This window comes from Halobacillus halophilus, assembly GCF_020171985.1.
Taxonomy (GTDB): domain Bacteria; phylum Bacillota; class Bacilli; order Bacillales; family Halobacillaceae; genus Halobacillus; species Halobacillus halophilus_A.
Genome location: NZ_JAIVAL010000001.1, coordinates 278,135 through 294,244, shown reverse-complemented (window position 1 = coordinate 294,244; position 16,110 = coordinate 278,135). Strand labels below are relative to the sequence as shown.

17 protein-coding genes are annotated in these 16,110 nt (G+C 36.8%); 12 read left to right on the top strand and 5 right to left on the bottom strand.

Annotated elements, in window-relative coordinates:
* Nucleotides 1-453: 453 nt before the first annotated feature.
* From LCM11_RS01460 to LCM11_RS01440, 5 genes are all read left to right on the top strand, one after another.
* The gene (locus LCM11_RS01460) at nt 454-1,455 is read left to right on the top strand and encodes a zinc-dependent alcohol dehydrogenase family protein (protein ID WP_224892516.1); all 1,002 of its coding nucleotides are present in this window, start codon (nt 454-456) and stop codon (nt 1,453-1,455) included.
* Nucleotides 1,456-1,619: 164 nt separating this feature from the next.
* On the top strand, nt 1,620-2,000 hold the full coding sequence (locus LCM11_RS01455) for a helix-turn-helix transcriptional regulator (protein WP_224892515.1): 381 nt from the start codon (nt 1,620-1,622) through the stop codon (nt 1,998-2,000).
* A 41-nt stretch (nt 2,001-2,041) separates the two neighbouring features.
* Complete coding sequence (locus LCM11_RS01450) at nt 2,042-3,052, top strand: LLM class flavin-dependent oxidoreductase (protein ID WP_224892514.1); 1,011 nt, start codon at nt 2,042-2,044, stop codon at nt 3,050-3,052.
* 72 nt (nt 3,053-3,124) lie between these two features.
* Nucleotides 3,125-3,211 (top strand): YjcZ family sporulation protein, encoded by an 87-nt coding sequence (locus tag LCM11_RS01445; RefSeq protein ID WP_318246136.1) that lies wholly within the window; start codon nt 3,125-3,127, stop codon nt 3,209-3,211.
* A gap of 151 nt (nt 3,212-3,362) precedes the next feature.
* Complete coding sequence (locus tag LCM11_RS01440; RefSeq protein ID WP_224892512.1) at nt 3,363-4,232, top strand: S1 RNA-binding domain-containing protein; 870 nt, start codon at nt 3,363-3,365, stop codon at nt 4,230-4,232.
* 91 nt (nt 4,233-4,323) lie between these two features.
* Here the strand turns inward: LCM11_RS01440 and LCM11_RS01435 are convergent, their stop codons facing one another.
* Entirely contained in the window at nt 4,324-4,773 is a 450-nt protein-coding gene (locus LCM11_RS01435) for a YusW family protein (RefSeq protein ID WP_224892511.1), read from the bottom strand.
* 156 nt (nt 4,774-4,929) lie between these two features.
* Here LCM11_RS01435 and msrB point away from each other — a divergent pair, with 156 nt between their 5' ends.
* The 6 genes from msrB to LCM11_RS01405 all read left to right on the top strand — a co-directional run bounded on the left by msrB (nt 4,930) and on the right by LCM11_RS01405 (nt 9,459).
* Entirely contained in the window at nt 4,930-5,514 is a 585-nt protein-coding gene (msrB, locus tag LCM11_RS01430) for a peptide-methionine (R)-S-oxide reductase MsrB (protein ID WP_224892510.1), read from the top strand.
* Nucleotides 5,515-5,688: 174 nt separating this feature from the next.
* Nucleotides 5,689-6,699: an ABC transporter substrate-binding protein gene (locus tag LCM11_RS01425; protein ID WP_224892509.1), complete on the top strand. Its 1,011-nt coding sequence runs from the start codon at nt 5,689-5,691 to the stop codon at nt 6,697-6,699.
* A 106-nt stretch (nt 6,700-6,805) separates the two neighbouring features.
* Nucleotides 6,806-7,210, top strand: a complete 405-nt coding sequence (locus tag LCM11_RS01420; RefSeq protein ID WP_224892508.1) for a VOC family protein — start codon at nt 6,806-6,808, stop codon at nt 7,208-7,210.
* An 18-nt stretch (nt 7,211-7,228) separates the two neighbouring features.
* Nucleotides 7,229-7,702: a GNAT family N-acetyltransferase gene (locus tag LCM11_RS01415; RefSeq protein ID WP_224892507.1), complete on the top strand. Its 474-nt coding sequence runs from the start codon at nt 7,229-7,231 to the stop codon at nt 7,700-7,702.
* A gap of 71 nt (nt 7,703-7,773) precedes the next feature.
* Nucleotides 7,774-8,331, top strand: a complete 558-nt coding sequence (locus LCM11_RS01410; protein ID WP_224893068.1) for a nitroreductase — start codon at nt 7,774-7,776, stop codon at nt 8,329-8,331.
* Between the two features lie 210 nt (nt 8,332-8,541).
* On the top strand, nt 8,542-9,459 hold the full coding sequence (locus LCM11_RS01405; RefSeq protein WP_224892506.1) for an exonuclease domain-containing protein: 918 nt from the start codon (nt 8,542-8,544) through the stop codon (nt 9,457-9,459).
* Nucleotides 9,460-9,477: 18 nt separating this feature from the next.
* Here the strand turns inward: LCM11_RS01405 and LCM11_RS01400 are convergent, their stop codons facing one another.
* A complete protein-coding gene (locus LCM11_RS01400) occupies nt 9,478-10,044 on the bottom strand; it encodes a hypothetical protein (RefSeq protein ID WP_224892505.1) in 567 nt (188 codons plus the stop codon).
* A 101-nt stretch (nt 10,045-10,145) separates the two neighbouring features.
* Between LCM11_RS01400 and LCM11_RS01395 the strand changes: the two genes are divergently transcribed.
* Nucleotides 10,146-11,009 (top strand): aminoglycoside 6-adenylyltransferase, encoded by an 864-nt coding sequence (locus tag LCM11_RS01395; protein ID WP_224892504.1) that lies wholly within the window; start codon nt 10,146-10,148, stop codon nt 11,007-11,009.
* Between the two features lie 2 nt (nt 11,010-11,011).
* Here LCM11_RS01395 and LCM11_RS01390 read toward each other — a convergent pair whose 3' ends face one another.
* From LCM11_RS01390 to LCM11_RS01380, 3 genes are all read right to left on the bottom strand, one after another.
* Nucleotides 11,012-11,491 carry a site-2 protease family protein gene (locus LCM11_RS01390; RefSeq protein ID WP_224892503.1) on the bottom strand — a complete coding sequence of 160 codons (480 nt, stop codon included), beginning with the start codon at nt 11,489-11,491 and terminating at the stop codon, nt 11,012-11,014.
* A 1,860-nt stretch (nt 11,492-13,351) separates the two neighbouring features.
* A complete protein-coding gene (locus LCM11_RS01385; RefSeq protein WP_224892502.1) occupies nt 13,352-14,515 on the bottom strand; it encodes a glycosyltransferase family 4 protein in 1,164 nt (387 codons plus the stop codon).
* A gap of 13 nt (nt 14,516-14,528) precedes the next feature.
* A complete protein-coding gene (locus tag LCM11_RS01380; protein WP_224892501.1) occupies nt 14,529-15,677 on the bottom strand; it encodes an NAD-dependent epimerase/dehydratase family protein in 1,149 nt (382 codons plus the stop codon).
* Between the last annotated feature and the right edge of the window lie 433 nt (nt 15,678-16,110).

Here is a 16,110-nt window from a genome sequence, read left to right as displayed (position 1 = left end):
GCCCATTTCTGTTCATTACAGAGATGGGCTTTTATATATTCTATAGCTGGCAGGTGCAGGTAAAAGGAGAAAGCTTACAGGGACAACTTCGGTTTTCACAATGGACTGTCGCCGTTATACTCGTCAATCATTTAAGAGAGCCGTCTAGTTTTTCTCAGAAGCTTTTCTGTAAAATAGTTTTTTTAAAGGCTTGGCAAACAGCTCATGTGTAAGTAAATGCCTAGAAAAAATGCCAAACCATCTCCTCTATAGCAATCTAAAGTTACCGACACTACGAAGTTTAGAATGGAATTGTTTCAATAACCGTTTTAAAGGAAAAGAAGGCATCCATGGAGAGTGAGATGCTCTCTCCCTAAAACTCTTTAAGTAACCTGCAACAGTGGGAAGTAGTGGATAGTTCCCAAGTTAATTGATAGACTTGTTAAGAATCATTCATTGGAAGGAGTGCTGAATATGAAAGCAATAGTACATGAACAAATAGTTGGAATCGAAGGGTTAACGGTAAAAGAAATGGAAGAGCCGAGGCTAGGTGAAAAGGAAGTGAAAGTTAAGGTACATACAGCTGGGTTGAACAGGCGTGATTTGGCGGTCATTACTAAACGACACCAGCCGGAAGATCCTGCGTTAATTCCAGGTTCAGATGCCGCAGGTACAGTGATGGAAGTCGGAGATAAAGTAAGCAGATTTCAAATCGGTGATGAAGTTGTAGTTAACCCGGGGTTAGGCTGGAAGAAAAACAGCTCCGCCCCTCCGGAAGGATTCGAAATCGTAGGCCTGCCAGATCACGGAACATTTGCGCAGTTTTATACTAGTGATGAAAATCACTTCGAGGCTAAACCTTCACATTTAAGCTTCGAGGAAGCCGGAGTTTTATCTCTAGCTGCTTTAACGGCTTATCGAGCTTTATTTACTCGAGGTAATTTGCAGAAAGACCAAACGGTTATGCTTCCTGGGATAGGCAGTGGCGTACTGACTTTTGCTTTAAAATACGCAAAAGCTATAGGAGCACGGGTTATAGTTACTTCTCGTTCTGAAGATAAGCTTCAACAGGCGCTAGCCTTAGGTGCGGATCGAGCTATTCATACAGAAGACGGCTGGAATGAAGCACTTCATGATGAGTCTATTGATTTATTAATTGAAAGTATAGGGAAGGCCACATTTGATAAATCACTGAATATTATACGAAAAGGAGGAACGATCGTAACATTTGGGGCTACGACAGAAGATCAAATTCAAATTGATATTCGAAAGTTTTTCTACGGACAGTACAATTTGCTGGGTTCTACTATGGGCAGCGCAGAAGAGTTAAGAGAGATGCTTCAATTTATTGAGAAACACAACATAAAACCTCAATTAGATCGTGTATATTCATTAGATGAGTACAAAAACGCCTTTGAATACTTAAGAGACACAAAAAACTTTGGAAAAATTGGAATTTCATTCAAATTAGATTAAATGGCTGTAATGTAATCAACATGTTCTTTCTTCAAACTTAGTAGCAACTCCGAAACAGTAAAAAAACACCAAAATAACCGAACGAATGTGCGTAATAGTAGACAAACCATCTACTCTTTATTGTAAAATGGAGGAAGAAGCTTATACCTAAGGAGTGGATAAGGATGTCTCATAAAAATAATCCTAAGCGATTCGCCTTAAACATGAGCGCCGCTCAATTTACGAAGTTTTATATAATGCATTTACTTCAAATTCATCAACCAATGATTAGTGAACATTTTAAAACAGAGTTTAAACAATTAACGAAGAACTGGATTCCCGCACCTTCTACATTACTGGATACTCTTCACGAGATGACGGAAGAAGGTCTTCTATACAGACGAGAAGATTATAAGTCTCATGATAAGAAAAGACAAAAAGTGTACTGGTATTACCTGACTGATAAAGGGAAAGAAGAATTTGATGTATTAAAAAAACGGTACAAACTCTTATTTGAGGAGCAGTTACAAATCTTACAGCAAATCATGAAAGATGTATATAAATAAATTTTACGGTAACTGCTGGTTTACTTGAAAGGAAGATCATCATGAAGCTCAGTGTTTTAGATCAAAGTCCTATTTCTAAAGGAGAAACTGCAAATGTAGCCCTCCAGCATTCGATTGAACTTGCAAAGTTTACAGAGGAGTTAGGCTACCATCGTTATTGGGTGGCTGAGCATCATAGTACAAATGGTCTAGCGAGTTCTTCTCCTGAGATTCTCATCAGTCAAATCGCCCAAGCTACTAATACTATTCGTGTGGGGTCTGGAGGCGTCTTACTCCCTCAATATAGCCCATTGAAAGTAGCCGAGAGTTTTAGAATGCTTGAAAATTTCCATCCCGGGAGGATTGATTTAGGTTTGGGCCGTTCACCTGGCGGGGGCAAGAAAACCAGATTAGCTCTTACAGATGGTATTGAAAAGCCCTTAAGTTCCTTTTCAAGACAGGTGAAAGAACTTCAAAAGTTTTTATTTCAGTCTATGGAAAAGGGAGATCCCTATTTTGGTGTTACGGCACGTCCAGATAGTTTATATCAGCCGGAAATCTGGATATTAGGTTTAACGGAACGTGGAGCCAAACATGCAGCTTTGCATGGAACAGGTTTTACTTTTGGTCATTTTATTAATCCGGATCATGCCGCCGAAACGCTGCAGACCTATCGAGAAAAATTCAAGCCTTCTTTAGCTCGTAGTCAACCTGCAGTAAATGCTTGTGTGTTTGTGGTCTGCGCAACTACACAAGAGGAAGCAGAAGAGATCGCCAAAAGTCAGGATATGTGGCTCTTACAAGTTGAAAAAGGTCTGGAGACTAGAATCCCTCCTGAGAACGAAGTTCGTCATGATACTTTGACGGAAATGGAAAAGGATAAAATACGTAACAATCGAAGAAGATGTATCATAGGAGATCCTGTACAAGTAGTAGATCAATTGGAAGGATTAGCTGATGAGTATAGTATTGATGAATTTTTATTGATTACCAACATTTTTGACTTTGAAAAAAAGAAGTCTTCTTATCAACTGATTGCCAATGAATTTGCAAATAGGGCAAGCCATAACTGAGAAAAACTCCTCCATTCACCCATACCGTCTTTCAAGCTTCTGCATATATAATTAGTGAAAGGGGGAATTAATGTGAGTAGAGGATATGGTGGAGGCTTTGCGCTAATCGTCGTGTTGTTTATTCTCCTTGTTATCGTAGGAGCTGCGTGGTTTTATTAATCGTTGAAAGTGTGGCATACGCCACACTTTTTTCTATGGATTTCAAACTGGAATAGACGTAATAAGTTAAGTTCTCAAGATCTTTGTTTTAAAAAAATTTCATCTAGGCTATAATGGGTTACATTACGTTACAAAGGAGCGAACAATCCCCATGGATCATTCCCTGATTGGAACAATACAGAATTGTAAAGTATCAAAGAAAATAACCAATGGATTTATATTGAAATACAATGACACAGAAATTGTGCTGCCGGATGAAGCAGTACATAAAGAGATTGATTTAGATCAATTTATTACGGTATTTCTATACACAAATAAAAAAGGACAAGCTGTTGCAAGCATGACTATTCCTGAAGTAACCCGTCATTCCTATGGCTGGGCCGAAGTCGAAGAAGTCGTGCCAAACATGGGTGTGTTCGTGAATATAGGGTTAGAGGATAAGGAGATTCTTGTTTCAACGGATGACCTTCCACTTCTAAAATCAGTCTGGCCGAAGAAAGGCGACTTTTTATTTGTCAGCTTAGAATTAGATAAAAAAGGGCGTCTTCTAGCTGAACCTATTACCGAGCAGGAAGTTTGGGATGATTTAGAACCCGCACCCGCTTCTATTTTAAATACTGAGACTCAAGGAAGAGTCTACCGCTCAACAAAAGCTGGCTCATCTGTGTTAACAGAAGAAGGGTATAGAGGTTTTATCCACCCCAATGAACGAAAAGAGGAACCAAGATTAGGAGAAACTATAATAGCAAGGGTAATTGATGTGAAAGATGATGGATCAATTAACTTATCTTTACGTCCAGTTAAGAAAGAAAGTAGAAAAGAAGATGCTGACGTGATCCTTGAGTACTTGAAGGAAAACGATGGAATCGTCTATTTAGATGACAACAGCGATCCTGAGAAGATACGTGATACTTTTCAAATTAGTAAGTCAGCATTTAAAAGAGCCGTAGGCAAATTAATGAAAGAAAATCAAGTGGAGCAGAAAAATGGAGCCACGAAATTAACCCATAGTTCTGATTAATACTTAGTAGCAACTCCGAACTAGAATTAAAAAATAAACCCTCAATAATATTAAAACCGCCAGCTGTGATAACAATTGGCGGTTTTAATACTTAATCCTCGTATGTTATTTCGGTACCATCCTGATAGGTAACTTCTAATTTGAATTCCTTATAAGGAGCTTCGAGTCCAAGCACTGTTAGCACTTCTTTAATTACTTCGTCTTCTGGTGTCTCCTCATCAAAACTCATTTCTTTAAAATGGGGGGAAAGCTGGTTAAATGCTTCTTCTCCAGTAACTTTCTGCCGATCGAAATCGTCAATACGCGCTTCTTTTCTGTTTTCTAAATTAACATAATCGACGTGGTAAGATAGGCGATCTACATAATCAACTTCCAGCTCAAACCGATTAAAGTTAAAAGGCCGTGTCTCATTAATTTGCTGATAAGAAATACTTTCTGGCGCTGGTTCATTTTGAGAGGGTTCACTGGATTGATTATTCGCATTGTTACATCCTACTAACAATATAAGCAGCAAGATAAAACCGGTACTCCATAATTTCACTAAAATCACTCCAATCTTTAATTATCTATAGGATTACCAAAAAAGTCGGTTTTCATAATTTATATTCCAAGCACAATAATTAGCTGGAGCGTTTGCTCATGTTATGATTAATATATAGTCGTAATTCCTCTAAGACTATTAAAGGAGAATCTGCCCATGAAGAAAAAAGTTTTATATGGGATGTTGTTTGTATTAATCGGGTCATTAATTACAGTGTCTGTAGCAAGTGGACACTTATCCGGACAAGAAAAACATCAGAACGAAGAGGAAGGTGATCTAACCATGACTAACTATAACGGAGAAACTGTCACTTATTCCAAAAAGGAATTAAAAGACATGTTAACGTCAGTTCAATATAAGGTTACGCAAAAAGATGGTACGGAACGAGCTTTTGAAAATAAGTATTGGGATAACACCGATGAGGGAATCTATGTAGATATCATTTCGAAAGAACCTTTATTCAGTTCCGTGGATAAGTACAAATCTGGAACTGGATGGCCAAGTTTTACTCAACCGCTTTCGGAAGAGAACATTGTAACTAAAAAAGATCAAGGTATATTTGGTTCCCGAACTGAAGTCAGAAGTAAGGAAGCAGATTCTCATCTTGGCCATGTATTTAAAGACGGTCCCCAGCCAACAGGTCTAAGGTACTGCATGAATTCAGCCGCTCTAGAGTTTATTCCAAAAGAAGAGATGGCTGAACGTGGCTACGAAAAATATTTGGATGAATTCGAACAGTAAATATTAAGAAGCAGGAATATCCTGCTTCTTTTTTTATGTTGCAATGATAATGATTATCATTGACTTTCTAATTATCATTCTCTATACTGACTATTGATAATGATAATCTTTATCAATAGTCAGTGATACATATAATTGCTGAATTACTCCAACTGAAAAAGGGGATTAAACTTTATGAAAAAGCTTAGCATTTTAGGAGTAGTGTTATTTTTAGGCATTTTGGTGGCATGTAGCGATAATTCCGCCCCATCAAGTAAAGAGGAAAAAGCCGCTTCGACGGATTCCGAATCAATTGAGGATAATAGTACAGGCTCTATCACATTTGAAGACGGAGTAGGTACAATGACTATCGATGGGGTTCCTAAAAAGGTAGTTGTATTAGAGTGGACATATGTAGAACACTTATTACCATTAGGTGTGGAGCCTGTAGGAGTTGCAGACCTGGAAGGTTATAAAAAATGGGTGAACGTGGGAGAGCCTCTAAGTGACTCTGTTACGGACGTGGGCACAAGATCAGAGCCCAATTTCGAGGCGATTTCCCGATTGGATCCTGATTTAATTATTGGTGCGAAATATCGCCATGAAAGTTTTAAAGATCAATTGGAGAGTATTGCTCCTACCGCCTTATTTGCTCCATATTCTGAAAACGGGGCGGAGAATCAATACCAACATCTCCTAAGCGAGTTTAATACGCTGGGTAAGGTATTCAATAAAGAGGAAAAAGCAAAACAGTATATCAAACAAATGGAGGCAACTTTTAAAGAACAGGGAGAACGTATTCAAGAAGCTGGTTATGAAAACTTGAATGCAGTAGTAGCGCAGGCTTTTACTTCTCAGAACACACCTACTATGCGGTTATTCACCAACAACTCGGTGCTCGCTGGAGTTCTCAATAAGATGAATGCAAGTAATGCGGTTAAAACCGAGAAACCTGAAATATATGGTTTCATCTCGACCAACGTCGAAGCCTTACAGAATTATCAGGACTCTCACTTTTTTTATCTAGTCCAAGATGACGATCCTATCTTCGATAACCTGGCGGATAATCCGGCGTGGACAAATCTTAATTTTGTGGAAAAAAATCATACTTATGAGTTACCAGGAGATATGGGAACATTTGCAGGACCGCTTTCAGCAGAAAGGTTTTCTAAAGAAATAGCAAATGCACTAGTAGAAAAACAATAGGTTTAAAAGAGGACCACTTTGATATTAAAAGTGGTTTTCTTATTATAACCAGATTTTGTCCTAAGTTTTCTAATATTGTACTATATTATATACAGGGAGGTTTCTTATGAAATTCGAAGGGTTTTCAGCTTCACAAATTAGAGTAGCGAGGCCAACCGATCAATTACCAGAAATTATATCTTTTTATGAAGAAGGAATAGGATTACCTAAATTAACTTATTTTATTAATCATGCTGGCTATGATGGTGTGGTTTTCGGCTTACCCGATTGTCAGTATCAATTAGAGTTCACTACTCATGAAGAAGGGAGTCCATGTCCTGCTCCCAGTAAGGATAATTTATTGGTGCTTTACATAGCTGAAAAAAAAGAAATCCAATTGATAGAAAGCCGATTAGCTAATCTAGGTTTCCATGCGGTAGCACCCGAAAATCCCTATTGGGAAGAAAAAGGGATAACTATTGAAGATCCTGATGGTTGGCGACTGGTACTTATGAATACCGAGGGTATATGAGAGGGGGAATTTAGTTTTATGCTTAATTTAAACGAAATGAAGCCAATAGTCTTCGATGAATTAATGAAAGTGGAAGTACAAAATTATGCAGATGAAAAGGTTAAAGCTGGAACCTGGACGCAAGAAGAAGCTCTACAGAAATCAAAAGAATCATTTCAACTTCTCTTACCGGAAGGGCTTAAGACGGTTGATCATTATTTATTGTCTTTGAGTAAACCTGATACGAACGAATCTATTGGGTATTTCTGGTACCATTTTGATGAAAATCACCCTCAAAAGGAAGCTTTCATTTACAACTTTGTAATTTTTGAACCATACAGAGGACAGGGTCTTGGACGGAGAGCCCTAGAAACCTTAGAAAAGCATGTAAAAAAGCAGGGAGTAAAGAAACTTTCCTTACACGTTTTTGCTCACAACGAACGTGCCATCCATCTCTATAAAGAGTCTATGTACCACATAACAGACATTACTATGTCAAAAGTCATTAGATAACTAATTGACATTGCAAGTGAGAATGATTATCGTCTATGTTAGAAAAAAATTATATAAATGTAGGTGAAACCATGGATCAAAATAAAAGTGAATTAGCCAGAATTATTCGTGAACGCCGCTCCGTAAAAAGTGGTTATGTAGATAAAGAAGTTCCTGAATCCTTAATTAAGGAACTCTTAGAAGATGCTCGTTGGGCCCCAACACATGGATTAAGAGAACCTTGGCGTTTTATATTTATTCCAACAAAAGAAAAAGATCAGTTTGTGGAAGATATTGTGCAGACTTTTCCGAAAGATAGGCAGGAAAATAGAAGAAATTATTACAGCCAGCCTAAAGCTTTTTTAATTGCTGTAATGGATGAAGATCCTCGTCAGAAACAATGGGAAGAGAATTTTGGGGCCATCAGTTCTCTTATACAAAATTTCCAGTTACTGGCATGGGAAAGAGAGTTAGGAGTTGTTTGGAAAACAAATCCACAAATCCACGAGCCAAAGGTTCGTGATATGCTGGGGGTGCAAGCTGGTGAGAAAATAGCTGGCTTTCTCCATCTGGGTTACTTTGATCAGAAGCCGAAAACCAAACGTAGAACTCCTATAGAAGAAAAACTTACTGTATATAAAAAGAAATAATGTTTACCGGCCTCCTTATTACAGGAGGCTTTTTTAGATCTATACACTATAGAAACCACTGTAGTAGAAGCAGACTTATGTCAAGTCGAAGTGAATGTAACCATATCAAAGAATTGAAGTCTATTAATCGTACACGAAGACTTTATGATAGACTCAAGGCATAGTTGGTTTTATGATAAAAGTAAAGATGTTCATAAAAGGGGATTCTCAATGAATTTTGTAGCACTTGATTTTGAGACAGCCAATTCCTCACGAGGGAGTGTCTGTTCAATCGGATTAGTAGAGTATGAAAACGACGAAGTAAAACATGAATACTATCGTTTGGTAAAACCTAAAAAAAATTATTTCTCCTCGCGTAATGTGAGTATACACGGGATAACCAAGGATGATGTAGCTGATGCGTACGAGTTTGATATCTTGTGGAAAAATGAAATCCAACCAATGGTGGAAGGTAAGTTTCTAGTGGCGCATAATGCGCAATTTGATATGGGTGTGCTACGTGCCGTTCTCGATGAATACCTGCTTCCATATCCACTGCTTGCTTATAACTGTACTTTAAATATCTCTAAGAAAACTTGGGAGCTGCCGCGTTACAATTTAAAGTCTGTATCAGATCATATTGGTTTTCGATTTAATCATCACCACGCGCTGGAGGATGCACAAGCCGCAGCTCATATTTTACTTAAGGCTTGCGAAGAGCTAAAGGTTGATGATACTAAAGATCTTGTTGAGAAGACACAGACAACGAACGGCATGATGTATGATCAGCAATATGAACCTGCACGATTGAATAAGAAGAAAAAAGCAAAAAAGCCTTATAGTTTAAGTTATGCCGCAGCAACTAAAGAAACCGATCCGAGCCATACCTTCTATGGTGCTTCATTTGTGTTTACAGGAAAGCTATCATCTATGAATCGGGAAAAGGCTATCCAGACTGTAGATAACTTTGGCGGCCATACCTATTCAACGGTTGAAAGCAATACCAATTACTTAGTGGTAGGTAACAAAACGTACGAACAATATCTACAGGGAAAGAAAAACAGTAAGCTAGATCGTACAGAAACGTTACTAAGTCAAGGTCATTCCATAGAGATTCTTCCTGAAAATGAGTTCCTAAAATATTTATAAGGATTATGAGACTTTAAATTACAAGTTTTTAGCCACACAGTTCAAGTGTCTTTTATCTTTTAATAAGATCGGGTGAATGGCTAGGGAATGTTCTGATAGGCGTCCTAAATTTATACCTGCTCCAAAATAATAGGACTGCCACACAATTTTTGTACAATATTGTTCATGATCACTATAGCCGAGCGGTGTGAATACTTTATAAGCCGCTTTTGGATAATTGGTATGAAGATAGTCAAGGTATGCGCAGGCTTTCATCCCACTTTGGGGTTCTTTAGCAGAAAAAATAGTAATCGATCGGAATTTATTAAAATAACGGCTAATAGGGTCTTTCATTAATCCGGAAGGGATGGAGTGAATAACTTCTCTCCGGGAATTTACTATTCCGACATGGCCAGCATATTTTGATTCGCTTTTTCCAATGGGAGTAAATAATAAATCACCCGGGGTTATAATTACATTTGTACCAGGATACGTAAGAGATATCATATTCTCATTAGTCGGGGCTTGAACTTTTCTAGGCTTTACTGCATAAGCTGCTACTCCTGCAAAAACTGCTAGGAAAATAGAGTATAGGCGTTTTTTCATAACTTTTCCTTTCTAATTATAAATATTTTTACATTCATGATATCACATTAAGAATTTAACGGGTGAGGAGGGAAGGTAATTTCATATGGGAGGGTAATGTGATGAGATCAGATAAAGAGATGATGCAACTGATTCTATCGGTTGCTGAAAAAACCAGTTCTGTTAGAGGGGTAATAATGAATGGATCACGAGTTAATCCGAAGGTTAGTCCTGATCCTTTTCAGGACTATGATATTGTCTACGTGGTTACGGAGTTATCCCCCTTTTTGGCAGATCATTCCTGGGTAGATGTTTTTGGTAAGAGACTTATCATGCAGATGCCGGATGATATACAATTGTACCCCGGTGATCATGAACAGGGGTACAAATTTTCCTACTTAATCCAGTTTATGGATGGAAACCGAATTGATCTCACGTTATACCCTGAAAATTATCTTCCCAAGAAGCTGGATAGTTTGAGTGTTGTTTTAATGGATAAAGATAACAAACTGCCTGAATTACTAGCACCTGATGAACGGGATTATCTAGTTAAGAAGCCATCTTATGATGATATTAAGCACTGTACTAATGAATTTTGGTGGGTAAGCACATATGTGGCTAAAGGACTGGCCAGACAACAATTTCCATATGCCAAAGAAATGATGGAAGGCCCCGTAAGAAAAATGCTTAAACGCATGATCAGCTGGTACATAGGTGCAAATAATAACTTCCAGGTAAACGTCGGCACTGCCGGTAAATACTTCGAATATTTTTTAGCAGCTGACGTTTGGAAGGATTATAAAAGCACGTATGCAGATGGAGATTATCATAATATGTGGAAGGCATTATTCCAAATGTGTGAGTTATTTATAGTCATAAAACGAGAAGTTACTTCTTATTTGGATTATACGTACTCAGAATTAGAGGAAACTCGCGTTTATGAATACTTAAAGCGCGTTTTTAACAAATCAGCTCAGCAGGACTAAAATCAATCAATAGGATCTTCTGCTTTCCCGTATCGGATGACATCATATACAGCCAAGCCGTCGCTTGGTTTTCCGTCGTCATCTCGGTAAGGAAAGAGTGAAAAGAAAATAAAGTAAACTGAGAAATATGAATATTGATAGAAAAATAAAGCAGGCGGCAATATATCTGCAAAGATAAGATAATTAATCGTTAGAATGACTATCATGTTAAAGACACTACCAGCCAAATATATACTGACATGCGCCCACGTTTTATTATAAGTTAAGTCTTCATATTGGCACCACCCTTCCATGAAATACTTCTTCTTAACTTCTAATTTTCCAATATTGAAAATCGTTTTCCCTGTACCAATACAAAAATGAATCTTACCACCAAACAAACGGGCTATCCAAACATGCCCTGCTTCATGGACGAGAGTAACGATTGGTAATATGAAAAAGAAATTTATAAAGAACATCGGTAAGTCACTTAAAGTAAACATCTGCAAAACCTCCATATTTTAGCATTTTCCAAATTCCTTTAATAGTAAGACACAAGGCAAAGCTTACCCCAATTTCTTAAATAAAAACTATTTTTCTCGAAAATAATGATAAATAGGAAATATATCACCGGTTATTTTTCAAATATAGGAATATTTTTTTCAAAAGTGCCTTTTATCGGATTTATTGAAAAGGGTTATGGATCATTTATTATATAGAAAAGGTAAATGAAGGTTAGTTTAGTGAATATTTTTTAGCTTAGTGCCAAATTTACAGGTCAGGAACATATGTTCCTGTTTTAATGTTTAGAAAAGTCATCCTTTAAATAAGGATGACTTTTATGTTTGAGCCATTTAATTAATATAAAGCTCCAGTTGTTAAAAAAGCTTTTATGAAAGGACTACGGAACAATATAAACGACCATAGTATGTAAGATAATATTTAGAAGCAAAAGGCGAGGATTAGCTACGTAATGTAAACTTTCGTATAACATATTTTCAAATATACGCAGAAGATGGTACTTAAAATCTAAAAAAGTAAATGAACTATTTAAAAGTTTTAATCATTAAGCTTTCCTGTCAGGTTTACTGCTTAAGAGAAGGTAGCAAATTTAACTCTACAATATAATAAAATGCTAAAATCACGGGATAGGAACAAAAGTTCGTAATGAGGATATTTGGTGAATGGAATGAATGGATTAAACAAACTCAAATTTATTCAAAGAACTATAAACAATTTAAAAAAGTAATCCAGAAGAAAGATGAAAACAAACTAATGTAAGAGATACATGAACGCTTCAAATTCTAGTATAACTTGCAATCTTCACATGACTCGTAACGTTCAATTTGTGTCACACAAGAAAGAAGAAATACTCGCTCCAGGATTTATGATGAGTATGTATAAACAGGTATTGCTGAACTCGAAAAACGATCTATCATTTTAGCGGGTGGAGTAGGTATTAAATAAAATGTTACATGTAATGATTATTTTTAAAATCCTAGTTTACATAATATATATTATAGGAAGTTAATTAAATTCAAACTATTATGTCTCAAAAATCAAGTTTACTTATGATAGTGAGACAGAATGAAATTTCATTGTAGATCATAAAATTTTTGGATTATCTGGTATCCATACTGCTTATGATCAGTCAGTTCGAATCAAATTAACATTTAACCAACTAATATTATGATTCATTGTTTTATCTCTTCAGCTTTAAATTCTCACTATGCGATTATTACTTAAATAATTATTAGTTTCTCGTTACATTATATTCATTCCAGCCAAGTATTTTTGCAGCTCGCCTGTTTATATACTTAATTTGCGCTTATTGTGTTTATCTAATCATTTATTTTCTTTGGAACCTTTTGTTACTTAATTAATATTTTATTGACTATTAAATTTTTTTGCTCTAGATTTTTTTGTTTAAAAATGTTTATTGTATTTATGGATTGTTTTTTATTTTGTTTTCGGAGTTGCTACTAAGTTTTAAGTCAAATCATTTAGCATTATTACCCCCTGCTACGGTTAGCCAGATTGTTTTATTAGGTTTTACTATTAAAAGTTGTCTGGATCCCGTCTTTAACAACCTATACTTTTATGCTTCGTCCTTCTGGCACTACTGTTTATTTGTTATTTTCTGTTTAATTATGTATTCTGTTTTTTTATAATTTAATTGGAGTTGCTACTAAGTTGTATGTAAGAGTTATAAAGCTTATATCTTTTACTATTTAATTCGTTATAAAGAACGTTTAAACTAACTTCGTTTTACCCTTCATTTCGGAGTTACTACTAAGTAATTTGTAGTACTATCTCTCCAATTTATTGGAAATTCCCCACTCAAATTAAAAGTCACAGAGTATTTACTCTGTGACTTTAACCTTTGATTTTTTAGTCGAGTACTCTTCATTTTCTCCAAATACCCGTAAGGTTTCATGGTAATAATCCAGTATCTGTTCAGATGGTTTTTGCCAACTGTGTTTTTCTGCTTCGGCTCTTGCGTTTTTACATAAGTACTTATAAAGCACTTCGTCTTCCAGACGGTTAATAGCATCAATCATACTATCCGTATTTTCATTTTCAAAAAGAATGCCTGTTTTTCCGTCTTCCACCTGTTCCATCGTAGGGCCGCTTTTTGCAGCAATAACCGGAAGGCCTGAAGCCATGGATTCTAAGATGACGAGTCCCAAAGTTTCCGTTACAGAAGGAAAAATCAGAGCGTCCGATGAAGAAAATGCTTCTCTTAGTTCTTCCCCATGTAAAAGACCAGTAAAGACGGTATTGGTTCCCTCAAAGGTGTATTCAAGTTCTTCTTTAACAGGGCCATCCCCCACAATAGCTAAGGATAAGTCTTCCCTTTGATCAAGCAATGGTCTGATTTTGTGAATTTCTTTTTCGGGCGCCAAACGACCGACAAACACGAGTAATTTATTCTCAGGTTTTCCGCCAGAAAGCCGCTCACGCATTTCTTCTGTCTTATGCTTCGGGTGATAATGATCTACTGCAACCCCGCGATCCCACACGTTTACATTATGGAAGTTTTTGTCGTCGAGCTCTCTTTTGATTGCTTTAGAAGTGCATAAATTAACGTGCGCATAATTGTGAAGTTTACGAAAATACCACCATACGAGAGGCTTAAAGGGATATAGTCGATAAAAATCCAGATACTTAGGCACATGCGTATGATAAGAAGCAATTAACGGATAATTGAGCTTATTTGCGTAATACACTCCTGCCACCCCAACGATAGCTGGGTTAACGACATGAACAAGATCCGGATTATGTTTTTGCAGTAAGTCTTTTACCTTCCGTTGAGGTAAGGAGAACTCTTTCGAACGATAAAAAGGCAATTTTGTTGCTTTAACCCCTTCTACAATCGCACCTTCATACTCCTTCACACCAAGGTCCGGAGCTATCACGACCACTTGATGTTCTTGACTTTGCAGGTATTTGATGGCTTCCTTCAGTCTGGTTACCACTCCATCTGTTGATGGGAGGAACGTTTCAGTAATGATGGCGATTTTCAAAGTGGAAAACTCCTTACTTCCAAGTGATTGATGGTAATACGTTTTCAGCAATAATACGGTCTTTATGTTCAACTGCTGTACGCAGAATATCTCGAATAACGTCATCTGTTAATAGATGAGGTTCTAAGCCTAGATCGCGAAGTTTCGTGTTAACTGCATTATAATAATGGTCTTCATTCTCAATTCTAGGGTTCTCAATTTTCTTAACTTGAGTATCCAAACCTTCTTCATGAGCAATCTTTTGTACACGGTCAGCTAGTTCCTGTACAGAGAACCATTCAGTAAACTGGTTAAATACACGGAATTCTCCGTTGTCAGCCGGGTTTTCTGCAGCAATTTCTACACAACGAACAGTATCTTCAATATTAAGGAAAGCTCTCGTCTGACCTCCTGATCCATAAACCGTAATGTCATGACCAATGGCTGCCTGATTAGCAAAACGATTCAAGGCTGTACCAAATACTCCATCATAATCTACGCGGTTTACTAACATTGGATCAAGTTTTGTTTCTTCTGTATGTAGTCCATACACGATACCCTGGTTAAGGTCTGTCGCACGGATACCCCAGATCTTACAAGCAAACATAATATTGTGGCTATCATGAACTTTGGAAAGATGATAGAAAGAACCAGGTTGTTTAGGGTAAGGAAGCGTATCTTTTCTCCCCTTATGCTCTATTTCTATATATCCTTCTTCAATATCAATATTTGGAGTTCCGTATTCTCCCATCGTACCTAATTTAATTAAATGGCACTCCGGAGCGAATTCTTTAATGGCATATAGTACATTCAAATTTCCAATAACATTATTGGTTTGTGTATAAGCAGCGTGCTCACGATCAATCATGGAATATGGAGCTGAACGCTGTTCAGCAAAGTGAACGAATGCTTCAGGCTGCACCTGGCGGAATACTTCTCTTAAGAAATCATAGTGATTTAAATCGCCAATGAAAGTACGAATTTCATTTCCCGTTACCTCTTTCCACTTAGCCACTCGGTCTTCTAATGAAGCTATGGGCGTTACTGAATTGGAATGAAGTTCTTCGTCGATTTTTCTGCGTGCTAAATTATCAACAATAGTTACATCGTGTCCTTGTTTGGAAAGGTATAATGCCGTTGGCCAACCGCAAAAACCGTCTCCTCCTGCTACAATAATTCTCATAATCTACCTCCTAGTTACATCTAGCCTTATCGTATTCCCATTATAGAATAACATTCTTTTCTTAATGAATGGTAATGTTTTAATGCCGGGCTCTTGAGCCTTATTCTACAACAGTAATGAGTATCTCCGATTTTGACTTTACCATTAATTTAAGTTTGAAACAATTAATTAATTGTTAAAGTCCCTCGAAAGAAGTCGATATTTAAATTATTTGGAATCTTTTATCCAAATTAAGGGGATTTTCGTGAGAAACACTATCTTTTTACAAATTTTTAAACACCTGAATCTTTGAACGTTATTATTACCAAATTTTTTTAGAATACACTTTTTATTCAGGTTTATATCCCATGAATCACCCTTGTGAAAAAAGTACAATCATTCATTAAAGCCTCCATCTCCGGTATAATAGAAGGTGAGATTAAAGTACATTAAA

Excerpts from the sequence above, each read along its gene's own strand:
- LCM11_RS01425 (WP_224892509.1), top strand. The coding sequence starts at position 5,689 with ATGAAAAAGCTTAGCATTTTAGGAGTAGTGTTATTTTTAGGCATTTTG.
- LCM11_RS01395 (WP_224892504.1), top strand. The coding sequence starts at position 10,146 with ATGAGATCAGATAAAGAGATGATGCAACTGATTCTATCGGTTGCTGAA.
- LCM11_RS01390 (WP_224892503.1), bottom strand. The coding sequence starts at position 11,491 with ATGTTTACTTTAAGTGACTTACCGATGTTCTTTATAAATTTCTTTTTC.
- LCM11_RS01450 (WP_224892514.1), top strand. The coding sequence starts at position 2,042 with ATGAAGCTCAGTGTTTTAGATCAAAGTCCTATTTCTAAAGGAGAAACT.
- LCM11_RS01415 (WP_224892507.1), top strand. The coding sequence starts at position 7,229 with ATGCTTAATTTAAACGAAATGAAGCCAATAGTCTTCGATGAATTAATG.
- LCM11_RS01405 (WP_224892506.1), top strand. The coding sequence starts at position 8,542 with ATGAATTTTGTAGCACTTGATTTTGAGACAGCCAATTCCTCACGAGGG.
- LCM11_RS01460 (WP_224892516.1), top strand. The coding sequence starts at position 454 with ATGAAAGCAATAGTACATGAACAAATAGTTGGAATCGAAGGGTTAACG.
- LCM11_RS01455 (WP_224892515.1), top strand. The coding sequence starts at position 1,620 with ATGTCTCATAAAAATAATCCTAAGCGATTCGCCTTAAACATGAGCGCC.
- LCM11_RS01380 (WP_224892501.1), bottom strand. The coding sequence starts at position 15,677 with ATGAGAATTATTGTAGCAGGAGGAGACGGTTTTTGCGGTTGGCCAACG.
- LCM11_RS01440 (WP_224892512.1), top strand. The coding sequence starts at position 3,363 with ATGGATCATTCCCTGATTGGAACAATACAGAATTGTAAAGTATCAAAG.
- msrB (WP_224892510.1), top strand. The coding sequence starts at position 4,930 with ATGAAGAAAAAAGTTTTATATGGGATGTTGTTTGTATTAATCGGGTCA.
- LCM11_RS01400 (WP_224892505.1), bottom strand. The coding sequence starts at position 10,044 with ATGAAAAAACGCCTATACTCTATTTTCCTAGCAGTTTTTGCAGGAGTA.
- LCM11_RS01410 (WP_224893068.1), top strand. The coding sequence starts at position 7,774 with ATGGATCAAAATAAAAGTGAATTAGCCAGAATTATTCGTGAACGCCGC.
- LCM11_RS01420 (WP_224892508.1), top strand. The coding sequence starts at position 6,806 with ATGAAATTCGAAGGGTTTTCAGCTTCACAAATTAGAGTAGCGAGGCCA.